General features: G+C 68.5%; 25 protein-coding genes and 2 pseudogenes. 12 read left to right on the top strand and 15 right to left on the bottom strand.

What is annotated here, in order from left to right; translation table 11 throughout:
- Positions 1–33: 33 nt before the first annotated feature.
- On the bottom strand, positions 34–225 hold the full coding sequence (locus tag LOK44_RS23275) for a DUF7455 domain-containing protein (protein ID WP_163917984.1): 192 nt from the start codon (positions 223–225) through the stop codon (positions 34–36).
- 129 nt (positions 226–354) lie between these two features.
- Between LOK44_RS23275 and LOK44_RS23270 the strand changes: the two genes are divergently transcribed.
- Entirely contained in the window at positions 355–723 is a 369-nt protein-coding gene (locus LOK44_RS23270) for a DUF952 domain-containing protein (RefSeq protein ID WP_237572457.1), read from the top strand.
- Here LOK44_RS23270 and LOK44_RS23265 read toward each other — a convergent pair.
- Positions 669–1,085 carry a RidA family protein gene (locus tag LOK44_RS23265; RefSeq protein ID WP_237572456.1) on the bottom strand — a complete coding sequence of 139 codons (417 nt, stop codon included), beginning with the start codon at positions 1,083–1,085 and terminating at the stop codon, positions 669–671. The two genes, LOK44_RS23270 and LOK44_RS23265, sit on opposite strands and share 55 nt — an antisense overlap.
- Entirely contained in the window at positions 1,082–2,179 is a 1,098-nt protein-coding gene (locus LOK44_RS23260) for a methyltransferase (RefSeq protein WP_237572455.1), read from the bottom strand. The genes LOK44_RS23265 and LOK44_RS23260 overlap by 4 nt, the downstream gene beginning before the upstream one ends.
- Before the next feature lie 95 nt (positions 2,180–2,274).
- On the opposite strand from LOK44_RS23260, the gene LOK44_RS23255 reads away from it, so the two are divergent.
- Entirely contained in the window at positions 2,275–3,072 is a 798-nt protein-coding gene (locus LOK44_RS23255) for a hypothetical protein (protein WP_237572454.1), read from the top strand.
- 222 nt (positions 3,073–3,294) lie between these two features.
- A complete protein-coding gene (locus tag LOK44_RS23250; protein ID WP_237572453.1) occupies positions 3,295–3,687 on the top strand; it encodes a nuclear transport factor 2 family protein in 393 nt (130 codons plus the stop codon).
- Positions 3,688–3,910: 223 nt separating this feature from the next.
- On the opposite strand, the gene LOK44_RS23245 is transcribed toward LOK44_RS23250, so the two are convergent.
- Together LOK44_RS23245 and LOK44_RS23240 are read right to left on the bottom strand one after the other, a co-directional pair.
- Complete coding sequence (locus LOK44_RS23245) at positions 3,911–4,186, bottom strand: hypothetical protein (RefSeq protein WP_237572452.1); 276 nt, start codon at positions 4,184–4,186, stop codon at positions 3,911–3,913.
- 373 nt (positions 4,187–4,559) lie between these two features.
- Entirely contained in the window at positions 4,560–5,510 is a 951-nt protein-coding gene (locus LOK44_RS23240; protein WP_237572586.1) for a CPBP family intramembrane glutamic endopeptidase, read from the bottom strand.
- 202 nt (positions 5,511–5,712) lie between these two features.
- Here LOK44_RS23240 and LOK44_RS23235 point away from each other — a divergent pair, with 202 nt between their 5' ends.
- Positions 5,713–6,315 carry a TetR/AcrR family transcriptional regulator gene (locus tag LOK44_RS23235; RefSeq protein WP_237572451.1) on the top strand — a complete coding sequence of 201 codons (603 nt, stop codon included), beginning with the start codon at positions 5,713–5,715 and terminating at the stop codon, positions 6,313–6,315.
- A 542-nt stretch (positions 6,316–6,857) separates the two neighbouring features.
- Here LOK44_RS23235 and bla read toward each other — a convergent pair.
- The 5 genes and pseudogenes from bla to LOK44_RS23215 form a co-directional block, all read right to left on the bottom strand.
- Positions 6,858–7,757, bottom strand: coding sequence for a class A beta-lactamase (bla, locus tag LOK44_RS23230; protein WP_237572450.1), 900 nt, complete (start codon positions 7,755–7,757; stop codon positions 6,858–6,860).
- Positions 7,758–7,877: 120 nt separating this feature from the next.
- Positions 7,878–8,783: a serine hydrolase gene (locus LOK44_RS23225; RefSeq protein WP_237572449.1), complete on the bottom strand. Its 906-nt coding sequence runs from the start codon at positions 8,781–8,783 to the stop codon at positions 7,878–7,880.
- The gene (locus tag LOK44_RS23220; protein ID WP_237572448.1) at positions 8,780–9,652 is read right to left on the bottom strand and encodes a LysR family transcriptional regulator; all 873 of its coding nucleotides are present in this window, start codon (positions 9,650–9,652) and stop codon (positions 8,780–8,782) included. Before LOK44_RS23220 ends, LOK44_RS23225 begins: the two co-directional genes overlap by 4 nt.
- A gap of 8 nt (positions 9,653–9,660) precedes the next feature.
- Entirely contained in the window at positions 9,661–9,795 is a 135-nt protein-coding gene (locus LOK44_RS29835; RefSeq protein ID WP_283817901.1) for a hypothetical protein, read from the bottom strand.
- Positions 9,796–9,888: 93 nt separating this feature from the next.
- A pseudogene (locus LOK44_RS23215) lies at positions 9,889–10,435 on the bottom strand (DDE-type integrase/transposase/recombinase); the annotation flags it as partial.
- Between the two features lie 46 nt (positions 10,436–10,481).
- Between LOK44_RS23215 and LOK44_RS23210 the strand changes: the two are divergent.
- Positions 10,482–10,769, top strand: a pseudogene (locus LOK44_RS23210) (transposase); the annotation flags it as partial.
- A 31-nt stretch (positions 10,770–10,800) separates the two neighbouring features.
- Here LOK44_RS23210 and LOK44_RS23205 read toward each other — a convergent pair.
- Positions 10,801–12,267, bottom strand: coding sequence for an RNA polymerase sigma factor (locus LOK44_RS23205; protein WP_308192780.1), 1,467 nt, complete (start codon positions 12,265–12,267; stop codon positions 10,801–10,803).
- A 317-nt stretch (positions 12,268–12,584) separates the two neighbouring features.
- Here LOK44_RS23205 and LOK44_RS23200 point away from each other — a divergent pair, with 317 nt between their 5' ends.
- Positions 12,585–15,347, top strand: a complete 2,763-nt coding sequence (locus LOK44_RS23200) for an AAA family ATPase (protein ID WP_237572446.1) — start codon at positions 12,585–12,587, stop codon at positions 15,345–15,347.
- Position 15,348: 1 nt separating this feature from the next.
- Here LOK44_RS23200 and ppgK read toward each other — a convergent pair whose 3' ends face one another.
- Positions 15,349–16,173, bottom strand: coding sequence for a polyphosphate--glucose phosphotransferase (ppgK, locus tag LOK44_RS23195; protein ID WP_237572445.1), 825 nt, complete (start codon positions 16,171–16,173; stop codon positions 15,349–15,351).
- Positions 16,174–16,288: 115 nt separating this feature from the next.
- Between ppgK and LOK44_RS23190 the strand changes: the two genes are divergently transcribed.
- Positions 16,289–17,131 carry an inositol monophosphatase family protein gene (locus LOK44_RS23190; protein WP_237572444.1) on the top strand — a complete coding sequence of 281 codons (843 nt, stop codon included), beginning with the start codon at positions 16,289–16,291 and terminating at the stop codon, positions 17,129–17,131.
- A gap of 18 nt (positions 17,132–17,149) precedes the next feature.
- Here the strand turns inward: LOK44_RS23190 and cei are convergent, their stop codons facing one another.
- Positions 17,150–17,803 carry an envelope integrity protein Cei gene (gene cei, locus LOK44_RS23185; protein WP_237572443.1) on the bottom strand — a complete coding sequence of 218 codons (654 nt, stop codon included), beginning with the start codon at positions 17,801–17,803 and terminating at the stop codon, positions 17,150–17,152.
- Positions 17,804–17,968: 165 nt separating this feature from the next.
- Between cei and LOK44_RS23180 the strand changes: the two genes are divergently transcribed.
- Positions 17,969–18,271, top strand: coding sequence for a DUF4193 domain-containing protein (locus tag LOK44_RS23180; RefSeq protein WP_163917974.1), 303 nt, complete (start codon positions 17,969–17,971; stop codon positions 18,269–18,271).
- Between the two features lie 11 nt (positions 18,272–18,282).
- Here LOK44_RS23180 and LOK44_RS23175 read toward each other — a convergent pair whose 3' ends face one another.
- Complete coding sequence (locus tag LOK44_RS23175) at positions 18,283–18,765, bottom strand: DUF3093 domain-containing protein (RefSeq protein WP_237572442.1); 483 nt, start codon at positions 18,763–18,765, stop codon at positions 18,283–18,285.
- Positions 18,766–18,790: 25 nt separating this feature from the next.
- Here LOK44_RS23175 and dut point away from each other — a divergent pair, with 25 nt between their 5' ends.
- Together dut and LOK44_RS23165 are read left to right on the top strand one after the other, a co-directional pair.
- Positions 18,791–19,255, top strand: a complete 465-nt coding sequence (gene dut, locus LOK44_RS23170) for a dUTP diphosphatase (RefSeq protein ID WP_237572441.1) — start codon at positions 18,791–18,793, stop codon at positions 19,253–19,255.
- Complete coding sequence (locus LOK44_RS23165; protein ID WP_237572440.1) at positions 19,255–20,034, top strand: DUF3710 domain-containing protein; 780 nt, start codon at positions 19,255–19,257, stop codon at positions 20,032–20,034. Before dut ends, LOK44_RS23165 begins: the two co-directional genes overlap by 1 nt.
- Here the strand turns inward: LOK44_RS23165 and LOK44_RS23160 are convergent.
- A complete protein-coding gene (locus LOK44_RS23160; RefSeq protein ID WP_237572439.1) occupies positions 20,031–20,732 on the bottom strand; it encodes an alpha/beta fold hydrolase in 702 nt (233 codons plus the stop codon). The genes LOK44_RS23165 and LOK44_RS23160 overlap by 4 nt on opposite strands.
- A gap of 140 nt (positions 20,733–20,872) precedes the next feature.
- Here LOK44_RS23160 and LOK44_RS23155 point away from each other — a divergent pair, with 140 nt between their 5' ends.
- Both LOK44_RS23155 and LOK44_RS23150 read left to right on the top strand, forming a co-directional pair.
- Entirely contained in the window at positions 20,873–21,244 is a 372-nt protein-coding gene (locus tag LOK44_RS23155) for an OB-fold nucleic acid binding domain-containing protein (protein WP_237572438.1), read from the top strand.
- A 92-nt stretch (positions 21,245–21,336) separates the two neighbouring features.
- A complete protein-coding gene (locus LOK44_RS23150; RefSeq protein ID WP_237572585.1) occupies positions 21,337–21,978 on the top strand; it encodes a DUF3159 domain-containing protein in 642 nt (213 codons plus the stop codon).
- The last annotated feature ends 10 nt before the right edge of the window (positions 21,979–21,988 follow it).

Genomic DNA, 21,988 nt, shown 5'->3' with positions numbered 1-21,988 from the left:
CAGCGTTCATGCCCGTGCGGGCGCGCGAATCCGTCAGGATTCGAGCGGGCTTACCTCGATCACCGCAGCCAACTCGACGAGCTTGGCCTCGTGTTCGTTTGCGTGATGCTGGCAGAACAACAGCTCAGCACCCGACGGCAGTACCGCTCGGACGCGGGCGGCCGCGCCGCAACGGTCACAGCGATCAGCCCGAGTTAGTTCTGGGCTGGTCAGAGTTGCGTTCATGGCTCCTCCTCCGGTCTCGCGTAGCTCTACTGTGTCAGACGTTTGGGCGTTCGGCGTTGTTCCCCAGACGTTCACCGGTGTGTCGTGTCTCACCTAGTACCCAGGTTGCAGGGCCCGCACACTGGGCGCATGATCACGAATTCGGCATTGCTGGTGCACTTGTGCACGGCCGAGGAGTGGAACGAGGCAATCGCCGCGGGGGAGCGCCGTCCGCCGTCGCTGAGCGAGGCCGGTTTCGTCCATCTCTCGGCGCCCGGCCAGGTGCACCTGCCCGCCAATCGGTTGTACGCCGGGCGCTCCGACATGCTGCTTCTCTGGTGCAACCCGGACGCGCTGGGTGCCGAGATCCTCTGGGAGCCGGGCGTGCCCGGCGATCCCGAGGCAATGCGCTTTCCGCATCTCTACGGCCCTCTGCCCACCAGCGCTGTGACGGAAGTCACCGCCTACGCACCTGGCGACGACGGTCGTTTCCCGCCGATCGGCCAGTCGCCGACGTAGGCGTCGGCCTCGATCTCGATCAGCAGGTCCGGTGCGATCAGCGCCGACACCTCGACCATGGTGGCGACCGGCCGGACGTTGCCAAAGACCTCCCCGTGCACCACGGCGACCTCGCGCCACGACGTGATGTCGGTGATGAACATGCGGGTGCGTACGACGTCGGTCAACGCCGCCCCGCACTCGGCGAGCGCCGCCTCGATGCGGCGCAGGATCTCGCGGGTCTGCGTGCCTACGTCACCGCCGGGCGCCGTGGTGCCCGCGACCACCGCCAGCGAACCCACCCGGACCGCACGCGAGTACCCGACCTCGTCCTCGAACGGCGACCCGGACGACACGTTGAGCCGACGAACCGGTGGGCTCACGCCGGCAGCGCCTCGACGATGGACATCGGACCCGGGGTCGCGATGACGCGGGTGAGCCGGAAGCCACCGCGTGCCAGGAGGTCTGCGTACTCGCGCGCGGTGCGCTCGCGCCCACCTGCGTGTACGAGCATCTCGAGGTCGAGCAGCATCCCGGGATGCGGCGGCGCGCCTTCGGGCAGCACCATCTCGAACAGCAGCAGCTTGCCGCCCGTGGCGATCGCGGTGCGGACGTTGCGCAGGATCGCCAGTGCCTCCTCGTCGTCCCAGTCGTGGATGACGGTCTTCATCACGTAGGCGTCGGCGCCGTCGGGCACCGAGTCGAAGAAGGACCCGTCCTCGACGGTGCACCGGTCGGCCACCCCTGCTGCCGCCAGCAGCGGCCGGGCGCCGTCGACGACCGTCGGTAGGTCGAACAGCACCCCCCGTGCCCGAGGAGTCTGGGTCAGGATCTTGGCGAGCAGGGCGCCGTGGCCGCCGCCGACGTCGACGATCAGGCTGCGGTCGGTGAAATCGTAGAGGGGAACTGCGGTTTCGATGGCGACGGCGGACACGCCGGTCATCGCGTCGTTGAAGACCGCGGCGTACTCGGGATTGGACTCGAGGTAGTCCCAGGCCGACATGCCGCGAAGGGCCTCCACGGCCGTCTGCCCGGTGATCACCGAGTGCATCAGGTGGCTCCAGTGCTCCCAGTGCTCGGCGCGCCCGACGAGCTTGATCATCGGAGCCATGGAGCCCTCGTGGTCCGACCGCAGCGCCTGCCCCACCCGGGTCAGGGCGAACCGGCCATCGCGGCGCAGCTTCAGCACGCCGTTGGCGGCCAGCGCCCGCATCACCCGGTACGTCGGATCGGGTCGGGCTCCAACCCGGTGGGCGACGTCCTCGGCGGTGCGCGGGCCGTCGCGCAGGGCGTCGGCGATGCCGAGTTCGGCGGCGATGTAGAGCGCCTGCGTCAGCCATGCGCCCTGGGCCATCTCGAGCAGGGCGATGTTGGGGGGCACGGCGGCCCGGCTCGCGACGGTGAGCGCGGCGCGCACGCGTCCGATGCCGTCGATCAGCCAGGCGGGGGGCGCCTTGGGTTTTCTGGGCACGGTCATAGACCCTATCGGCGGGTGACGACGGTCACAACGGCGTTTTCGACAGGTTGACAGGTCTGCGCCCGAGTGTAACGGCGGTTCCCTAGACTGCCGGTATGGCAATCCTGTCTGGCTTCGCGCCGTGGATCGTGTATTGGATCCTGGTGGGCAACGTCCCCTTCACCGCCGCCGTGCTGGTGGCGCTCGCGGTCGCCGTGGGTGCGCTCGTCGTCAGTCGGCGGCGCCGGCCGCCGGGCGGCACGCTCGAATTCGGTTCCGTCGCAGTGTTTTTCGTAATCACCGTGGTGACGTTCATTGCGAGCCAGTCGTTCATGGAGCGGTGGATTCAGCCGTTGAGCAGTGCGGGCATCTTTCTCGTCGCGCTGATCGGCGTCGTGGTGGGCAAGCCGTTCGTGCGCGAGTTCGCCGAGACGGATCAGCCCAAGGAAGTGCTCAACAGCGATCTGTTCGAGCGGATCACCACCGTGGTGACGTGGATCTGGGTGGCGGCGTTCGCCGGCATGGCGGTGTCGTCGGCGATCCCGCCGATCGTGCAGGGCTTGAACGGTCCGGCAGCGACCGTCCTCGACGTCGCGACGCCGCTGTCGTTCGTTTGCTACTGGGTGATCCCGTTCGTGCTCCTGGCCGCGGCGATGCTGGCGGGTCGGCTGCTCACCGACCACATGGTCGCCGAGGCCACCAGCCCGCACACGGTGCGGCGCAGCTCGTTCGTCGCGTTCAAGGAACTCGGCATCGACGAGCTGCTGTACCTGGCGAAGGAGAAGGCCGACCGCGAGGTCGGTGCGGGCATGGAGGCCTACGCCGTTCAGATCGGCGGCAAGGGGGTCCCGCTGACCGGTGACGAATCCCGCGAGTCCTGGCCAGTGTCCTACAAGGTGCGCGAGCGGCGCTGATCAAGGCGGTGTTTGCGCAACGGGCAAATATGCCCAGCTCACAGCCTTTTTGCATTCGCCAACTAGTGCCCCGCGGGGGCTGTACAGCGGCGCGGGGAGGGCCTATCTTCAGAGCCAGCGGTGCATGATCAGACTGATCCGAGAGCCGACTACGCGTGACTTCCGAACTGGCCCGACCGTCGCCGGCCGATCCGTTCATCCGACGCGTAGGGGAGTCCGAAGATGTCCGAGCAAGACGACAACACCGATCAGATCCGCAGGGGCTACGAGGCGTTCGTTCAGGGCGACACCGCCACGATCATGGACCTATTCGACGATGACGTGGAGTGGGTGCAGCCCGGCAACAGCACCATCAGCGGTACGTATCACGGCAAGCACGAAGTCGGCCAATACCTTGGCGCGTTGGCGAGCAAGGGCGTATCCGTGACACTGCATCACCTCGTTGCGGACGGTGACACCGTGGTCGCCTTGACCGAAGTGTCCGTGGACGGCGAGACCGGTCACAACGCCGACGTCTTCACCATGCGCGCCGGCAAGACGGTTCGCGTAGAGATCCACACCGACACCGCCCTGATGGAGCGGGTCTACGGCGTGCGGGAGCAGGCAGCGACCTAGGTGTACTGACCACCGACGTTGGTTACGGCGTGGCGTGGTGACGAGAAGAAGACCTCCGAGTGGACGCAAGTTCCAGGAATCCGTCGGAAACTCGCAAAGCGAAGAAGTTCGTCAGTCCGCCACGGCCGCATACCGCTAGGCGCAGTTCGAGCCGGGGGGCCGCTGCAGCATGGGTGGCGCTGGCGAGGTTGTCGGTGGTGCGACAGCGGGTTGTCTGCGAGTGTCAGGTGCCGGCACCGCTGTCGAGCAGCCAGTGGTAGCGCATTTGCATTGCACGTTCCGTTGCGCCGACTGCCGCGCCGAACCCGAACGCGAGGTTGAGCCACACCGGAAGGTGTAAGGGCGAGTCGAAGGAGCCGAATGTGTCTGCGACGAAGGGAATGTCGGAGATCGGCTCGGCGGCCTGCAGCATGTTGAGCCCAAGTCCGGTGAGCAGCACGAGCACCGAAATCGCACCGATGGCTCCACTGGCGACGGGATGCTCGCGCCCGAAACGCATCGCCGCCCCTCAGCGGACCTCGGATCGGGCTCGAGTCGCCGCTCGGTGCCGTCGTGGGCGACCAAGTGACAGCGGCGTAGGCCTAACTGGCTGGTGCGGACCTCGATGTGCCCGTGCGGAACGGGGAATCGAGCGGGGACCCTCGACTGCGCGTGCAGCCTCCCATCGAGGTAGAGCCCCGCCCGTACGACGCCTGTTTCAGCGTCGCCGCCGTGCTTGACCTCGATCGTGTGCATGACCTGTCGGCCGTCGACGGGGAGTGCGATCGACATGACCGACCGTGTTGTCATCTGCCACCAGCGGAAGGGCTTGAGCGGGCGCCCGTCACCTGGCTTCACACGCTTGGCGAGCCGACGTTCGTTCCAGCTCGGGCTCACTGCTGTGGTCCCGTCGCCGGGTAGGCCGCAGGCGTGCGCGCTGGCCCACTCTTGCGGGTCATCCACCAGACGAACGCGGTGACGAGCACCAATGCGGCGCTGGGCATCAGGTTCGCCAGTGAGCCGACCGCGTCGCCTCGATTCGCGAGCTGGGCGCCGATGTCGAGGTGCAGGGTCGTGCCGAGCACGAGGAACGCCAGGTTGTAGACGCCGTGGAGGACGACGGCGACCTCGAGGCCGCCGGTGCGCCAGGTGACGATCGCCATCGACGAGAACAGCACGAGGTAGGACGTCAGCAGGAACGGATCGAGCGCGCCGTGTGCGAGTGAGAACTGCACAGTGGTCACGACGACGCCGAGGACCGCGCCGGACCGCGCCCCCTTCGTCCAGCCGCCGAGTACGCGGAACATCAAGCCGCGGAAGCCATACTCTTCACCGGCTGCGGCGAGCGGGGTAAGCACCATGCCGATGACGAAGAACGCCACCAGATCCGCTGGTGCCCATGGGACGGTGCCACCTTCGTCCAGGGCGCCGACGCAGACGGCGACGACGACCAGCACCAGGGGTCCAAACGCCAGCAGCGCGCGGCCGAACACTCCGTAGCGGAAATGACCCGCCACGGAGTGCAACGACCTCGGCGGGACGCCGTAGAGCAACCGCTGCAGCAGCATGCAATACGGGATCAACAACGCCAACGACAGCGCACCGGCTGCCTGCTTCAACGGTGTCGAGGGACCAGAACGTCCAAAGAGTTCCCGGTCGAGGATCACCGACATCCCGTCCAGCAGCACTGCGAAGCCAATCAATCCCACCACGAGCAGCGCGATGGCCACGCTGCCACGCAGGATGCCGCGCTGTCCTGCGTACACGCGGTGATACTCGACGCCGGCCGGGACCCGCGGCGTGGGTGCGGGGTCATCGCCCTGCAGGATCCAGGGCTGGGTCATCGTCTTCAACTCTTGCTCCTCGGTGATCGCGGCGGTTGATCGCCGGGACTCGTGGCTGGGACTCCCATGGCAGCGGCAGCTCTGGGATCCGACTGGATCAGAACCTCGAAGGGGTGTCGTGTCACACCGTACTAGTACACCGTACTAGCCATGCGGATCAAGGTAGCACAGTGTGCTAGAACAGGGGTGGAGGTACTGACCAGTGACCGAGCCCAAGAAGCAGGGCACGCGAGACAAGATTCTGATCGCTGCGGCGACGATGCTCGGCGAGGATCCGACGTCGCGGCTGAGTGTGCGCGCCGTCGCCGCGCGCGCCGGGGTGAGCGTGGGGTCGCTCCGCCACTTCTTCCCGACTCAGCAGGCGCTAGTTGACACTGTGATCGCCGGTATCTACGACCTGGACATCCCCGACGACCCAATGCAGAACACCGCGGGCGATCCGAGCGACCGTCTGGTGGCCTGCTTGCAGATGCTGTTATCGCAGGTGGGGACGGGCGAGCGGGCTCGCGAGCACTGGCGCGCGATATACGACGCGTACGTCGCATCGCCGCCGACGGCCGACGCCACCCATGCCTTTCTCGCGCTCGAACGTCTCACTGTGCACCGCATCGCGCGTTGGCTCGGCGTTCTGCGCGACGAGGGAGCGCCGGCCTCCGGCGATCTTGATGTGCAGGCGCGGTTTCTGAGCACCGTGGTCAATGGACTCTCATTCGAGCGTGCCCTTCCAGGCGACCGTGAGCGGTTTGCCTTCGAGGTGCATACGCTCCGCAGTGCCGCTGATGGCATCCTGCGGCGTAGAACGTGAGCTACCGCCAACAGGGCCAAGGGTCGACACACGCTGTGGCTCAGGGGCCGTCGTCAACGGTGCGCTTGCTCGCCCGAACTCGGCAGTCGGCAACCGCCTGCGGAGCCCGCAACCGCGGGCGCTACGTCCGATGCCGCCGCAAAATCAATTGCGGGAGAACGGTCCTCAAGCCTGGGTTGATGACGACCGCCACTCACCACTGAATGACTCCATGGCGCAACGTTCCTACCGACCGACTCTCGAACTCCTTCAGTGCGGGCGACGGACGGCCCCCGGAACGGCGGAGCCGGTACCGTCGGCGTGTTCCTTCGGCGCATACGACGAACGTGGCGATGTTCCCGAACCGTTCTCTGATCACTTGCGAAGGCCTTGCGGCCGTGTGTTCGCGCGAAGAACACTCCCGGGTTCGGTGTCACATCACGCGCAGGAGCGCACCCCGTGGGTGCAGTGCCGACGAAGGTGGCGTGCTTCAGCGCACGCAGGACCGCGGTCGCGCCGTCTCTGGTGGCGCCCACCGACGGGCCCGGGGGTCGGTTGGTCGGTCAGTGGTAGCCGAAGCCGTCGAGGATGAGTCGCACGGTGTCGACGATCGCAGCGTTGAGCGGTGGCGTGTCCTTCTGGTCGTCGATGGAGCGGGTGAGGACCACTGCCATCACGCGCTGTCCGGTCGGTCCGAGTAGGAGACCGGCGTCGTTGGTGGATCCGTAATCTCCGGCTCCGGTCTTGTCCGCGGTCGTCCACCCGGCTGGCACGGCGGCTCGGAATCGCGGTCCGGAGGTGACGTTGGCCCGCATCCAACCGTTCAAGGTGGCTCGCGTCGATGGACTCAGCGCTGTTCCTGTAAGCAACTGCTGGTAGCCCCAGCAGAGTCCCTGCGGTGTCGTGGTGTCGCGGATGTCTCCTGGTATGGCGCTGTTCAATTCCGTTTCCCAACGGTCCAGGCGGGTCTGGTCGTCACCGAGGCTGCGGGCGAAGGCCGTCACTTCCCCCGGTCCGTCGATCGTGCGCAACAGCAAGTTGCCGGCGGCGTTGTCGCTGCGGGTCAGGGCTGCCTCGCACACCTCGGCCAGCGCCATCGTGGCGCCGACCCGCTGCTCGGTGACTGGCGAGTTGGCGACGATGTCCGCAACGTTGACCGGGATGGGGGTGCGTAGATCGAGTCGGCCCTGATCGACGAGCTGAAGCACGCGTCCGGTGGCGTAGGCCTTGAAAGTCGAGCACATCGCAAAACGCTCGTCGGCGCGGTGTCGAACCGTCGCGGCAGTCCCGAGGTCGACGGCGTAAGCGCCGATTCGGGCGCGGTGGCGGTCCTCGATGGCCTTCAGATCCATGGTGCCGGTGTCTGGGGAAGGCGTTGCGAGCGCGGTGCGCGGGACGCTCGCCAACAGGCCGACGGCGAGCAGTCCGCCAAGTGCCTGGCGTCGGGTCAGGTATGAGTTCACGGCTCGAAAGGAACCACATTCGTCGACTACGAAGCCAAGTCACGACGCCGGTTCTTCCGATAGCGGCTGGGAATCGGTCCAGGCTGAGCACGATTATTCAAGATGTGCGAGCCGCGAGGTTCACTGACGGGCTGCTGCATCGGCGGACCGCAGGGCGGTCACCGCGATGGCGGCGGCTTGTCCGATCGCCCGGTCGACGATGGGCAGATAGACGTCGGACCGTGCGGCACGGGTGAATACCGAGACGGCAATCGGGATCTCGTCGGGGAAGGCGATGACGGCGATCTCGTTGCGGATCGGGCCGATCGTGCCGGTTTTGCCGGCCACGACCACATCGGAGAACGGGAAGGCGGACCTGATGCGATGCGGCCAGATCTGCTGCGTCAGAATCGTCTTCATGGTCCGCGTGCGCTCGGCTGAGGCCGCTCGGCCGGTCCAGATGGCCGTCAGCATCGCGTTGGCATCGGCGGCGCTGGTTGCGGTGGTGTATGCCGGGTCGAAGGCCGCGCTGTCGTGGATGGTGTTGTTGCTGGCGAGTAATCCGACCGCTTCGCCGAGGGTAAGCGCACCGCTGTCGTGGATGACCTGGTGCTGCAATGTCGCCGTGCCGCCGACCACCCGGGTGGTGCCGAGTCCGAGGTCGCCGATCACTTGAGCGATGGCGTCGAGTCCCACGGCGGCGAGCAGCACATCGGCGGCGGCGTTGTCGGACAGGGCGATCATCATCCGCGCAAGGTCCACCCATGACAGCGAGACGGGGTCGGAGAACAGGCTGATGCCGGTCGGTCCGGGAGTGCAGTCGCCGGGAACGATCCGCACGGTGTCGTGGGGGTCCAGCAGTCCGGAGTCGAAGGCGCGTGCCGTGGCGATCAGGACGAGGACCTTGTAGACAGAGGCGGCGACGACCGGCGCGTCACCGTTGATGTCGATGACCATCCCGTTCTCGCCGACGGGTTGGGCGCGTAACCATCCGCGACAACCCGCGTCGATGAAGACGGCTGCGATCTGTTCCTCGACGGACGTCACCGGTCGGCTCGCAACAGTTGTCGGTCGACGGCGTACACCGCGTCCGCGAGGTCGACGCCGGGAGAGGTGACGATCCGTACGCGGAGGGCGACTTCGTCGACGAGCATCTGGCGGTGCGCGGTGCCGGTGTGCACCGGTGAGCCGACGGTGGCCAGACCGAAGCACAGTCCTGACGCGACGGCGGCCGCCACGTCGCGGTGCGTGGACGCCGTGCGGATCTTCGGATCCAGTCCGCGATGGCGTAGCCGGTCGAGGAGCAGATCGTGACCGGGTGGGTTGTCCTCTCGCGGAACGGTAGCCAATGCCAGGTCCTCGAGCATCTGTGCTCGAGGTGCGGCGGCTCGGGCGGCGCGATGCTCGGCTGGGACCACGACGTGGCGTGCGAGTGAGACGACCGGTCCCGCATCCAGTCCGTCGACCAGTGCCGGGTGCTGCACCACCGCCATCTGCAATGCTCCGCGGCGCAGGTCGCTCAGCAGCTGCGCACTGCCTGCTGTAAGCGTCGCGACTTCCGAGCCTCGTGCGCTGCGCATTCCGTGGACGCATCGAGCAAGGAGTTCGTCACCGAGCTGGGGGATGACGCCCCATCGCACTCCCTGCGTTGACCCGTAGAGGTGGCGCGCATCGTCGAGCAGGCGGGCAGTGTCGTCGACGATGAGCCGGGCGCGGGGGAGGAGGGCAGCTCCGTCGGTGGTGAGCATGGCGCCCTCGGGGGTGCGCTCGATGAGTTGTAGGCCGAGGTGTTTCTCGAGACGGCGCAGCCCCTGCGACACTGGCGGTTGCGTGACCCCCAAGCTCGTTGCGGCGCGACCGAAGTGCCGATGCTCGGCGACAGCGACGAAGTAGCGAAGATGACCGACTAGATCCACCTCATCAGTCAACACGGCGTCGGCATGCTGCGGCGAGCCCACGCACTGCCGTCGGAGCCTGATCGCCGCCAGTACGACAGCCGCGGGCGCTGATCACTGCGATCGCCGACGACCACGACGGCCACCGACGCTTGCATGCTCATCCACCACGTGTAAACGACTGGGCGTGGCGCGCATTGGACACGAAGTGCGAATCAGGACTTTCCTGAGTTCAGCTGACTCGCGGGTTGTGAACTTCAGGCCGCGGTCGCGACTGGTCTGTGGAGCAGTTCGGGGTGAGCCTGCTGAGTGCGCGTTGCCGGGGTATCGGTGGTAGGTCCGCTCTATCGAGGTCACGATCGCCAGGAGTCGCACCGACGCGGTCCATCGATCCGTCTACCCGTTGTGCGACAATGCGTGGACGAAACTCTCGTGACCGGAATCGGCTGCCCCTGTCGGAATGAACGAGCGTCGCGACAGTTCGAGCGAAGCGCCACGGCGTGATCCAGGGCGGCCACTGCCAGCGTAGACTTCACTCGCGAGTCGATCGAGTAGCCCGCGATCCCGGTTGGCGTGGACGTCTTCGATGGCGCAAAGGTAGAGCTTGCCTTCGCCGGTGCGGTGCTCGGTGATGTCGGCCCGCCAGACGTGGTTGGCGGCCTGGGCGCTGGACTGACGCTGCACGAGATCATCGTGGACCGGTGGTCCGGACCGACGGTTCAATCCTCGCTTCTTGGCGAAGATCGACCAGATGCGTCGGCTCGGAACCCGGCAGGAAACGGTTTCGGCACGAGCTGATCCCCCCAGCGAGGACGAATCCTCACCGTCAACCATGCACAGATGATCGATCATCATCCACGCCAGCAAGGCTGCTGCGCTGCTGGACGAGACGGCATCGGCCCCGTCACCGTCGCGGTCGTCCACACAGCCTGGTCGCACGTCGGGCGGTTCGCTTCGAAGCGGCGTTCGCTGCCCTGGCTGGCGTCAATCCACTCCCCGCGTCCCAGTCGCCGCGTCCTCGGGCAATACGATTCGCCACCGACTCAACCGCGGCGGCGACAGGCGGCTCAGTCGTGCCATGCACATGGCCGCCATCACACGCAGGACACACGACCCAGACACCCGGGCCACCAGCCAGCCGCCGTACCCAACCTCTGAGGTCAGTACGCCTAGTCCAGGTAGTCGCGCAGCACCTGAGAACGGCTGGGGTGGCGCAGCTTCGACATCGTCTTGCTCTCGATCTGGCGGATGCGCTCACGCGTCACGCCGTAGACCTGACCGATCTCGTCGAGGGTGCGGGGCTGACCGTCGGTGAGGCCGAAGCGCAACCGGACCACGCCTGCCTCGCGCTCGGACAGCGTCTCCAGCACCGACTGCAGCTGATCCTGCAGCAGCGTGAAGCTCACCGCGTCAACCGCGACGACGGCCTCGGAGTCCTCGATGAAGTCGCCGAGCTGGCTGTCGCCCTCGTCGCCGATGGTCTGGTCCAGCGAGATCGGCTCACGCGCGTACTGCTGGATCTCCAGCACCTTCTCGGGCGTGATGTCCATTTCCTTGGCCAGCTCTTCGGGCGTGGGCTCACGGCCCAGGTCCTGGAGCAGCTCGCGCTGGATGCGGCCGAGCTTGTTGATGACCTCGACCATGTGCACCGGGATGCGGATGGTGCGGGCCTGGTCGGCCATCGCGCGGGTGATGGCCTGGCGGATCCACCACGTGGCGTACGTGGAGAACTTGTAGCCCTTGGTGTAGTCGAACTTCTCGACTGCGCGGATCAGGCCGAGGTTGCCCTCCTGGATGAGGTCCAGGAACGCCATGCCGCGACCGGTGTAGCGCTTGGCCAGTGAGACGACGAGGCGCAGGTTGGCTTCGAGCAGGTGGTTCTTCGCCCGGTCGCCGTCACGCTGGATCCACTGGTAGTCACGGCGCACCTGCGTCGTGATCTTCTCGCCCTTCTCGGCGAACTCGGCGAACTTCTGCGTCGCGTAGAGGCCGGCCTCGATGCGCTTGGCCAGCTCGACCTCTTCCTCGGCGTTCAGCAGGGCGACCTTGCCGATCTGCTTCAGGTACGCGCGGACCGAGTCGGCGGAGGCGGTGAGTTCGGCGTCCTTGCGGGCCTGGCGCAGCGCCTCGGATTCCTCTTCGTCCCAGACGAAGTCGCCGGAGGCCTTGTCCTTCTCGGATGGCTCGGTGATGTCCTCGTCGGCCTCCTCGGCATCGGCCTTCGCCGGCTCGGCGACCTTGGCCACCGGCTTGTCGGCAGGCGCCGCCTCGGCGTCGTCACCGTCGAGGTCGTCGAGTTCCAGATCGGCTTCCTCGACCTCGATGTCGGCCGGTTCGCCTTCGAGTACGTCGGCACCGTCGAGTTCGGTCGACTCGACGTCGTCCTCGGCACCCTTCTTGGCTGCGTCGGTCTTGGCGCGCGGTGCGCGGCCTGCGGCCTTCTTCGCGGCGGCCGGGGAATCGGCCTTGGCGCGAACCGACTTCGCGGCCTTCTTCGCGGGAGCCTTGGCAGCGGCCTTCTTGGCGGGCGCCTTCGTGGCCGCGCGCTTCGCAGGCTCTTCGGTGTCGTGCTCTACCTTCGTCGCTGCCACGGGCACCCCTTCGGTCTTGCGGTCGGTGGCGTGGGCGTGCGCCACCGAAGAATTAGTCGGCTGTCGAATGCTGGCGTGATATCAGTTCGGATATGCGCCGCTAGCTTTGTGCGGCCGCCGGAGACCATTGTAACGACAGAGTGGGCAACCGCCCGCCTCGCTGGCGATTTATCGATCCGGGCGAGCCCCCGCGCAGGTGCCGTCCGAGCCACTTCATAGCCAGAGTTCGGCCGTCATGCACGGGATACCCGTCCGGTGATGGGCGTGAACGTCGGTCAAGTGCGTATATCGTGGATGAGAACCGACCATGCCCGCCGAAGCGGTAGATGCCGTCTTCTTTGCTGTCTGGGATGATCGGAGACGTGCCGGGGGGAACCGTCATACGTACCGAGGATTCGCACGCAGTGGACGCGCTGCTGGCGGCCGCGTCCGTGGGCCCGTGCGCGTTGGTCATCGGCGGCGAACCCGGCATCGGCAAGACCACGCTGTGGACCGAGGCCGTGGAGCTGGCCCGCGCGAAGGGTTATCGCGTGTTGTCGGCGCGCTCGGGTGAGGCCGAATCGGTGCTCGCCTACGCCGCGGTCGCCGATCTGCTCGCCGACGTCGAGGATCGGGTGCTCGATCAGCTGCCGGAGTTGCAGCGCCTGGCCGTGGACCGCGTGCTGTTGCGGGCCGACGGCGACGGACCGCCCACCGACCAGCGCGTCACCGCCGCGGCCCTGGTGTCGATCGTGTGGACCCTGGTGGCGTCCAGCCCGGTTCTGGTGGCCATCGACGACGCCCAGTGGCTGGACTCGTCGAGCCAGTCGGTGCTCGACCTCGCGATGCGGCGGCTGACATGGCGGGTCGGTGTCGTGGTCACCGAGCGCACGCCGTCGGACGGCGACGTGGCCGTCCCCTGGTTGACGATGAGCGCGCCCGGGGCCGTGCGCCGCGTCCGCGTGCGTCCGATGTCACCCGCGGCACTTCAGACCATGATCCAGGCCCGGTTCGGCCGCACGCCCTCGCGAGCGACGCTGCTCCGCATCTCCGAGGCATCACGCGGAAATCCCTTCTTCGCACTGGAGCTGGCGCGGGCGGTCGACGGGCAGTCGGTCGGCGGCGAGCCCGTGCTGCCCGGCACGCTCGCCGACCTGATGCAGTTGCGCACCGGGCACTTCGGTGAAGCCGTCCGCGACATGCTGCTGGCTGCGGCGTGCGTCGCCGATCCCACGGTCGGACTACTGGCCGAGGCGACCGGATCGACCGCGCAGCGCGTTGCGGAGCTGCTCGACGAACCCGGCCGCGAGGGCATCGTCGTCGTCGACGACGACCGGGTGCGGTTCACCCATCCATTGCTGGCCCGTGGCATCTACACCCAGGCGGGGCCGGCACGGCGCCGCCGCATGCACCGCGCGCTGGCCGCCGTGGAGTCGCAGCCCGAACTGAGGGCGCGGCACATGGCGCTCGGTGCGGCCAGCGCCGACTCGGAGACGCTTCATGCGCTCGACACCGCGGCGGACTCCGCGAGCGCCCGCGGTGCGGTGGCGGCGGCAGCCGAACTGATGGAGTTGGCGATCGGGCTGGGCGGCGACACGTTCACCCGGCGACTGCGCGCCGCGACGTATGCGCTGCAGTCGGGTGACGCGCATCGCTCTCGCGCGCTGCTGGAGCCCGTCGCCGCGGCGATGCCGCCCGGTGCGCAACGGGCCTCGGCCCGCCTCGTGCTGGCCGACACCTGGCTGCACGACAACAGCTTCGTCGAGGCGGTCGATCTGCTGACCTCGGCGGAGGCCGACGCCGCGGCGGCACCCGAGCTACTGGTCCGGACGTACCTGCGCTCGACGCTGGTCCACACGATGACGGGCCGCTTCGCCGAGGGGCTGCGGTACGCCGATCTCGCGGTCGCCGAAGCGGAACGCCTCGCCGTGCCCGCCCTGCTCAGCCAGGCCCTGACGGCGCGGGTCTCGGTGGCGACGGGCGTAGGCCTCGGCCGCGACGAAGCGGCGCTGCAGCGGGCGCTGGAGCTGGAGGATCCGACGGCCGACGTGCCGGTCGCCTTCCGGGCGCGCGCAGCCGACGCGGTGACCCTGGCGTGGCTGGGACGGCTCGAGGAAGCCCGCACGAAGCTGCTCGCCGTCCGCCGCCAGTGCATCGAGCGCGGGTCGGACGCGGACCTCGTGCACGTGTCGCGCCACCTCGTGATGGCCGACGTCTGGCTCGCGCGGTACGGCGCGGCCGAGGTGGTCGCCGACGACATGGTGCGGCGCGCCGAACAGTTGGGCAGCGATCACGCGATCGCCCAGGGGCACGCACAGCGGGCCATGGTGTGGGCGTATCAGGGGCGAGAAGGCCCGGCCCGCAACGAGTCCGATGCCGCGATCGAGGCGGCGAAGCGGTGCGGGGTGCCGTCGCTGGCGAGAGGCCCCCGGTTCACGCTCGCCTTCCTGGAGGTCTCCCGGGGCGCCTACGGCGAGGCCTTGGCCGTGCTCGAACCGCTACTGGCCGCGTTCACGCCGGGGCTGGGGACCGAGATCGTCTCGTCGTGGCATCTACCCGACGCCGTCGAGGCGATGGTCAACCTCGGCCGGCTCGACGACGCGGAACCGCTCGTCGTGGCGCTCGAGCGCAACGGCGCCGAGTTCGACCGGCCCTGGATGCTGGCGGTCGGCTCGCGATGCCGGGCGATGCTGCAGGCGGCCCGCGGGGATCTCGAGGCGGCCGAGGCGTCGGTCTCCATGGCCATGGCGGCGCACGACCGGCTGCCCATGCCCTTCGAGCGGGCCCGCACGGCGCTGTTCGCCGGACAGCTGGCACGCCGGCGACGCCGCAAGCAGGTGGCGTCGCAGACCCTGACCTCGGCGATGCGGGCGTTCGGAGCGCTCGGGACGCCACTGTGGGAGGAGCGGGCCCGCACCGAACTGGCCCGGGTCACCGTGACGAGGGGTCGTGCGTCGAGCCTCACGCCATCGGAGGCCAGCGTCGCGCGGCTTGCGGCGGCGGGACGGTCGAACCGGGACATCGCCGCCGCGCTGTTCATCACGCCGAAGACCGTCGAGCACAACCTCACCCGGGTGTACCGCAAGCTCGGCATCCGGGCGCGCGCGGAACTCGCAAGGCACGCCGATGCCTTCGGCGACGACTGACTCAGCCCAGCGGGATGTCGATCCCGGCTGCCAGCGCGGCGCCCACCTCGGCCGCCATCGCGGCGCCGACGATGCCCGCGGAGTTCTGCAGCGTGGCCGCCACGACCGGGGTCCGGTTCTTCAGCAACGGGATCCACTTGTCGGCCTTGCGGCTGATGCCGCCGCCTGCGATGAACAGATCGGGCCAGATCGCGTTCTCGATGACGACGAGAACCCTGGTGACCTCCTGCGTCCAGCGCTCGTAGGTCCACTCCTTGCGCTCCTTGACCGACGAGGCGGCGCGGTGCTCGGCTTCCTTCCCGCCAACCTCGAGATGGCCGAACTCGGTGTTGGGCAGCAGCTTTCCGTCGTGGATGACCGCCGAGCCGATGCCGGTGCCGAAGGTCAGCAGGACGATCACGCCGGTGTTGTCGCGGCCGGCGCCGAACTTCTCCTCGGCGAGGCCCGCGGCGTCGGCGTCGTTGAGCACCGTCACCTGCTGCCCGCCGAGTTCGGCCGAGATGACGTCGCGGGCGTTCACGCCGATCCAGCCCTTGTCGACGTTCGCCGCGGTGCGCACGATGCCGTCGGTGACCACACCGGGGTAGGTGACGCCCAGGGGGCCGGTCCAGCCGAACTCGCGGACCACCGCCGCGACGGTCTTGGCCACCGCGTCCGGGGTTGATGGCTGTGGGGTCGCGAGCTTGAGGCGCTCGCCGATCAGCTTGCCGGTGTCGAGGTCGACGATGCCGCCCTTGACGCCGCTGCCGCCGACGTCGACGCCGAATCCGCGGCGTTGGGGCGCGGCGGTCGCGGGATCCGGGACCTGTGTGTCGGTGGCGGTCATGAGCACTCCTCTTCGAGAGGTCGGCGGTGAGACGCGAACCACAACACTAGTGCTTGGACAATTCGCATGTCGGGCTGCTGCGCAAGCAGATCCGGTTTTGTGCTGCGATGTGTGGGTGACCGACAACGACCTCGACCCGATCGCCCTGCGCACTGTCGCCGAAGACCTCGCCACCGAAGCCGCGGACTACGTGCGTCGTCGGCGCCTCGAGGTGTTCGGCGACGATGCCACGGCGAGCGGGTCGGCGGTGCGATCGAAGTCGACGCCCACCGACCCGGTGACGATCGTCGACACCGAGACCGAGCGGCTGCTGCGCGAGCGGCTGGCCGTGGTGCGACCCGGGGACGCGGTGCTCGGCGAGGAGGAGGGCGGCTCCGCGATCGGCGAGCCGGGCCGTCCGGTATGGGTGCTCGACCCGATCGACGGCACGGTCAACTTCCTCTACGGCATCGAGTCCTACGCCGTGTCGGTCGGGGTTCAGATCGACGGTGTGTCGGTGGCCGGCGCGGTCGTCAACGTCGCGACCGGCGAGCTGTTCTCCGCCGCACGCGGCCACGGCGCCCGGGTGCGTCGCGACGGCGTCACGACGGCCCTGCGGTGCACGGCCGTCGACGACCTCTCCCTGGCGCTGGTCGGTACCGGCTTCGCCTACGAAGAGGACCGGCGCGAGGAGCAGGCGCGGGTACTGACGCGATTGGTGACCGTCGTGCGCGACGTGCGACGGATCGGGTCGTGCGCGCTGGACCTGTGCATGGTCGCGGCGGGTCGTCTCGACGGCTACTACGAGGACGGCGTGCACGTGTGGGACTGGGCGGCGGGCGCGCTGGTGGCGTCCGAGGCCGGCGCGGTGCTCGACCTGCCCGAGGTCACTGGCGACGACATCATCGTCGCGGCGGCGCCGGGAATCGCGGATCGGCTGTCGGAGGCTCTACGGACCGCGGGCGCGCCGGTGCGGTGACCGGCCTCGCGGGCCCGGTCAGCAAGCCGCGCCGTGGATCTTGCTCAGCAGCGCCGCATCTGGTGGCTGCGTGGCGTCCGGGCGCAGGCTCTCGAGCATCGCGTCGGTGTCGTCGTTGTGGCTGAGTTCGGTGTACTCCGTGCCGATCGCGAAGTCGACGGTGTCGTCGCCGCGCTGATCCTGGTACAGCTCGGTGCACGGGGCCACCAGCCAGACCGCCGCCGCGGCAGCGCGCCCGGCGGGCCCGAACCGGATCTGTCCCTGGCATGCGAGGCGGACCTCGGCGTAGACGGGATCGTTGGCGGCGTTCGGCTGAGCGAACCCGAGATCGCGCAGGGCGCCGGCGACCTCGGCGGCCTGCCCGCCCTGGCCGCTCGCGTTCAGCACGTTGATCTTGGTGTCGACGAGCTTCGCGGGCACGACGTCGGACATGTCGGAGACGGGAACGCGTTCGCCGAGTATGGGCTGATCGGCGGCGCCGGTGCCGCGAGGCGGGGCATTGCACGCCAGCGCCTGCTGCACTTCCGACGGCCGGTTGAACGCGATCAACCAGAAGACGAGGGCCAGCACGGCCAGCACCGCGAGCATAGCCAGACCGGGTGCGTAGTTGCGCCGACGGAACGGCCTGCCGTGCTTGTCGAAAGCCGTTCCGGGGGTGATGTACGCGACCACCCCTGCACCTTAGAGGCTCGTCAACCTGCCGGTCGCCACTCGCGGACGGACTCTGTGATACAAATCACAACCAATCCGAACGACCTCCGGGCACGAATCATTTGGCGGAAGCGTTCTGCGCTGGTACAAAGCTCTGTCGCAACAGTACGTAGGGGAATGAGGTAAATGGCTACCGACTATGACGCCCCACGGCGCACCGAGACCGATGACGTCTCGGAGGATTCGCTCGAGGAATTGAAAGCCCGGCGCAACGAAGCACAGTCCGCAGCAGTGGACGTCGACGAGGTGGAGACCGCCGAGTCGTTCGAACTGCCCGGCGCCGACCTGTCGGGCGAGGAGCTGTCGGTACGCGTCGTCCCCAAGCAGGCCGACGAATTCACGTGCTCCAGCTGCTTCCTCGTGCATCACCGCAGCCGTCTGGCAAGTGAGAAGAACGGGCAGCTGATCTGCACCGACTGCGCCGCCTGACCGCGCAGCGCTCAGGCGGCCAGTGCCGCCAGCAAGAGTTCCGGACGCCGGGAGCTGATCAGCCAGTACGGCGTGGGATCGTCCGCATCGTCGAGCACGACCAACACCATCGGCCCTATCCAGGGCCGGTGCACCACGAACGCCGCCGGATCGAGTTGTCGACCGAGCGCGGCGGACTTGGCGGTCTTGGGTACTTCGGCGCTGCGGGCGATCACGCTCACCGGAAGGTGCGCGTCGCCGACCCACAACTCCGCGACGCCGCTCGAACCGCCTTCGACGACGCGCACGTCGACGCGGCCCAGCCAGGTCAGCGTCGCCGCGGCGACCAGACCGAGCACTGCGAATGCCGCCCACATCGGGACGGCTTCGATGCCGAGGTTGATCTCGAACGCCAGCAGCGCCGCCAGCCCGAGTCCGGGCAGCCACCACCACCACGGCACCCGCAAGCGCTCTCGGTAGCGCACGGATTGGGCGGTCGCACGCGTGTCGGACACGAAGCCAAGAGTAATCTCGTGCAACGTGTCCTCCTCTCTGCCGGTCGTGCGGCTCGATCGTGAGCTGCCCATGCCCGCACGCGCCCACGACGGCGATGCGGGGGTCGACCTGTACAGCGCGGTCGACGTCCTCCTGCCGCCCGGCGAGCGCGCGCTGGTTGCCACCGGCGTCGCCGTCGCGATCCCGCACGGGATGGTCGGTCTGATCCATCCGCGGTCGGGTCTGGCGAGCCGGGTGGGTCTGTCGATCGTGAACAGTCCCGGCACGGTCGACGCCGGTTATCGCGGCGAGATCAAGGTGGCGCTCATCAACCTCGACCCGAGCCAGCCGATCGCGATCAAGCGCGGAGATCGGATCGCGCAGTTGTTGGTTCAGCGGGTCGAACTTCCCGAACTGGTCGAGGTCGCCTCGTTCGAAGAGGCAGGCTTGGCACACACCACCCGTGGCGCAGGCGGCCACGGTTCCTCCGGCGGACACGAGAGTTTGTAATGGCACTGGGTAGGCGCAAGGGCGGCAAGGACGACGACGACGCTGGTCGTACACCGGAGGTCGCCGAACCGCCGCAGCACGACGACACCGACGACCTCGAGGGGCCGTTCGACATCGGGGACTTCGACGACCCGGCCGTGGCGGTGGTGGGGCGGCACGATCTGGGTTCGGTCCTGCTGCCGGAGAACGAGACCGCGGAACTCGTCTTCGAGGTCAACCAGCAGGGCGTGCCGTCCGCGGTGTGGATGGTGACGCCGAACGGCCGGTACAACATCACGGCGTGGGCGGCCCCGAAGACCGGCGGGTTGTGGCGAGAGGTCGTCACCGAGATCGCCGACTCGTTGCGCAAGGACTCCGCTCAGGTGAGCATCGTGGACGGGCCGTGGGGCCGCGAGGTCGTCGGCGTCGTGACCAACGGTCCGGAGCCGGTCGTGATGCGGTTCATCGGCATCGACGGCTATCGGTGGATGGTCCGCGGCGCGGCGATCGGGCCGCCCCAGCTCGCCGACGCCATTGCGGCCGAGACGCGGAAGGCATTGGCGGACACGGTCATTCGACGTGGTGACACGCCGCAGCCGGTACGCGCCATGCTGCCGCTGCAGCTGTCGGAGTCTCTGGTGGAACGGCTGCGCGCCCGCGCCCAGCAGATGGTGGCCGATCAGGCACAGCAGCAGACCGCACCCCAGGCGCCGCAGGCTCCCGAGGCGCCGGCCCCGGTGGCCCGTCGCAGCGAGCAGGGCTCGGCCATGCAGCAACTGCGCACGATCACTGGCGGCTAGCCCGCGTCGAGCAGGGCGGCCACGCACGCCTCTCCGAGGACGGTCGGGTCCGCCCCCATCGCGTCCAACGTGACGGTGCGCAGCGCCGAGCGCGGCGCGGCCGACACCCATTCCAGTGCCACCTCGACCGGGTGCACGGCATCGTCGGTCGCGGCGGCCACGCCCATCGGCACGGCCAGCGCCTCCAGTTCGATGGTCGTCGGCGCGACGAACGCCGCGGCCGCGAGCATCGCGTCGGGCAACCCGGGCCACTGACCGGCCCACGACCGGGTCAGTTCCTCGGCCAGCCAGACCGGGCTCGATTCCCGCATTCCGGCGACGGTGGCACCGAGCCCGTCGCGCAGCAGCAATTCCGCGGTGTGGCGGGCGGTGAGCGCTGCGGGTGCGCCCTCGGGCGACCCGGTCCACGCCGGCAGCGCCGCCAGCACCCCGAGCGTCGTCGCGGGGTGCCGCAGCGCCCACGCGACCGCGACCGCGGCCCCGATGGACACACCGCCGACCAGGATCGGACCGCTGCGGGCCGCCTCGTCGAGGTCGTCGACGTATCCGTCGAGGAGCCGATCCGGCCGTGGTGGCGGCGTCACGACCGACACGCCCAAGCCATGGAGTGTGGGGGAGAACACACGGTGCACGTAGTCGTCGTCTGAGCCGGTGCCGGGCAGCAGAACTGCGGTCGCACCGTGCAGGTTCAAGGGCATCGTTCGATGGTGCCGTGCGTGGCCGATTCGGTGTGTCCGCAACGCCCGGGGACGACGTGGCGCATCGGAACCAAGAGGTCTACCGTGGCGTTGGTTAGGGAGAATCCACGGTGGATTCGCCACAGCGGTCAGGAGAGACCATGGCCACGGCCGAAGGTTATCTGCGTCGGCTCACCCGTCGGCTGACGGAGGACCCTGAACGACTCGACGTCGAAGAACTCACGGACGAGGCCGACTGCACCGGCGCCCAGAAGGCGATCGACTGTCGTCGCGGTCAGGAAGTGACGATGGTCGGCACCCTGCGGTGCGTCGAGACGGCGTCCAAGGGCTGCGCGGGCGGTGTCCGTGCCGAACTGTTCGACGGCACCGACTCGGTCATGCTGGTGTGGCTCGGACAGCGCCGCATTCCCGGCATCGACTCGGGCCGCACCCTGCGGGTGCACGGACGCCTCGGCACGCTGGAGAACGGCAGCAAGGCGATCTACAACCCGCACTACGAGATTCAGAAGTGACGGACCCCGACAAGGGGACCGACAGCGCGAACGCGGCCGACGAGCCGGATCAGCCCGAATCGAAACTGAGCGCGCAGGCCGTCCTGGAGCAGATGGGCGGCATCAGCGGGCTCATCTACTCCTCGCTGCCCGTGCTGGTCTTCGTGCCGGTGTCGTCGCTGTTCGGTCTGATGCCCGCGATCTACGCCGCTCTCGGCGTGGCCACGCTGATCCTGCTGTGGCGTCTGATTCGGCGCGAGTCGCTGCAACCGGCGGTATCGGGGTTCTTCGCCGTCGGGATCAGCGCGCTGGTCGCCTACGTCGTTGGCGAGTCGAAGGGCTACTTCCTCCTCGGCATCTGGTCGTCGCTGGTGTACGCCGGGGTGTTCACGCTGTCGGTGGTGATCCGCAGGCCGCTGGTCGGCTACGTGTGGGGCTGGGCGAATGGACGCGACCGGGGCTGGCGGCGCGTGCGCAGGGCGGTCCTGGCCTTCGACGTCGCCACGCTGTTCTGGGCCGGAGTCTTCGGCGCCCGCTTCATCGTGCAGAACCACCTCTACGACGAGGATCAGACCGGTCTGCTCGGCGTCGCCCGCATCGCGATGGGCTGGCCGCTGACGGCCGTCGCCGCGCTGGTCACCTACTTTGCGATCCGCACTGCGCAGCGCGCGCTGCGCGAGCACGCCGAGGACCCGGACGCGCCAGGGGCCGCACCGAGCGCGCAGGAGCCCTCGAGGGCGACACACACCGACTGACGGACGCTCG

Source organism: Mycolicibacterium lacusdiani, from assembly GCF_021916785.1.
GTDB lineage: Bacteria > Actinomycetota > Actinomycetes > Mycobacteriales > Mycobacteriaceae > Mycobacterium > Mycobacterium lacusdiani.
The sequence above is the reverse complement of the archived record's forward strand: the minus strand, read 5'-3'. Positions and strand labels throughout refer to the sequence as shown.

Excerpts from the sequence above, each read along its gene's own strand:
- LOK44_RS23245 (WP_237572452.1), bottom strand. The coding sequence starts at position 4,186 with ATGCGTTTCGGGCGCGAGCATCCCGTCGCCAGTGGAGCCATCGGTGCG.
- LOK44_RS23240 (WP_237572586.1), bottom strand. The coding sequence starts at position 5,510 with ATGACCCAGCCCTGGATCCTGCAGGGCGATGACCCCGCACCCACGCCG.
- LOK44_RS23250 (WP_237572453.1), top strand. The coding sequence starts at position 3,295 with ATGTCCGAGCAAGACGACAACACCGATCAGATCCGCAGGGGCTACGAG.
- ppgK (WP_237572445.1), bottom strand. The coding sequence starts at position 16,173 with ATGACCGCCACCGACACACAGGTCCCGGATCCCGCGACCGCCGCGCCC.
- LOK44_RS29835 (WP_283817901.1), bottom strand. The coding sequence starts at position 9,795 with ATGAGCATGCAAGCGTCGGTGGCCGTCGTGGTCGTCGGCGATCGCAGT.
- LOK44_RS23180 (WP_163917974.1), top strand. The coding sequence starts at position 17,969 with ATGGCTACCGACTATGACGCCCCACGGCGCACCGAGACCGATGACGTC.
- LOK44_RS23260 (WP_237572455.1), bottom strand. The coding sequence starts at position 2,179 with ATGACCGTGCCCAGAAAACCCAAGGCGCCCCCCGCCTGGCTGATCGAC.
- LOK44_RS23275 (WP_163917984.1), bottom strand. The coding sequence starts at position 225 with ATGAACGCAACTCTGACCAGCCCAGAACTAACTCGGGCTGATCGCTGT.
- LOK44_RS23270 (WP_237572457.1), top strand. The coding sequence starts at position 355 with ATGATCACGAATTCGGCATTGCTGGTGCACTTGTGCACGGCCGAGGAG.
- LOK44_RS23165 (WP_237572440.1), top strand. The coding sequence starts at position 19,255 with ATGGCACTGGGTAGGCGCAAGGGCGGCAAGGACGACGACGACGCTGGT.
- LOK44_RS23255 (WP_237572454.1), top strand. The coding sequence starts at position 2,275 with ATGGCAATCCTGTCTGGCTTCGCGCCGTGGATCGTGTATTGGATCCTG.
- LOK44_RS23155 (WP_237572438.1), top strand. The coding sequence starts at position 20,873 with ATGGCCACGGCCGAAGGTTATCTGCGTCGGCTCACCCGTCGGCTGACG.
- LOK44_RS23150 (WP_237572585.1), top strand. The coding sequence starts at position 21,337 with ATGGGCGGCATCAGCGGGCTCATCTACTCCTCGCTGCCCGTGCTGGTC.
- LOK44_RS23160 (WP_237572439.1), bottom strand. The coding sequence starts at position 20,732 with ATGCCCTTGAACCTGCACGGTGCGACCGCAGTTCTGCTGCCCGGCACC.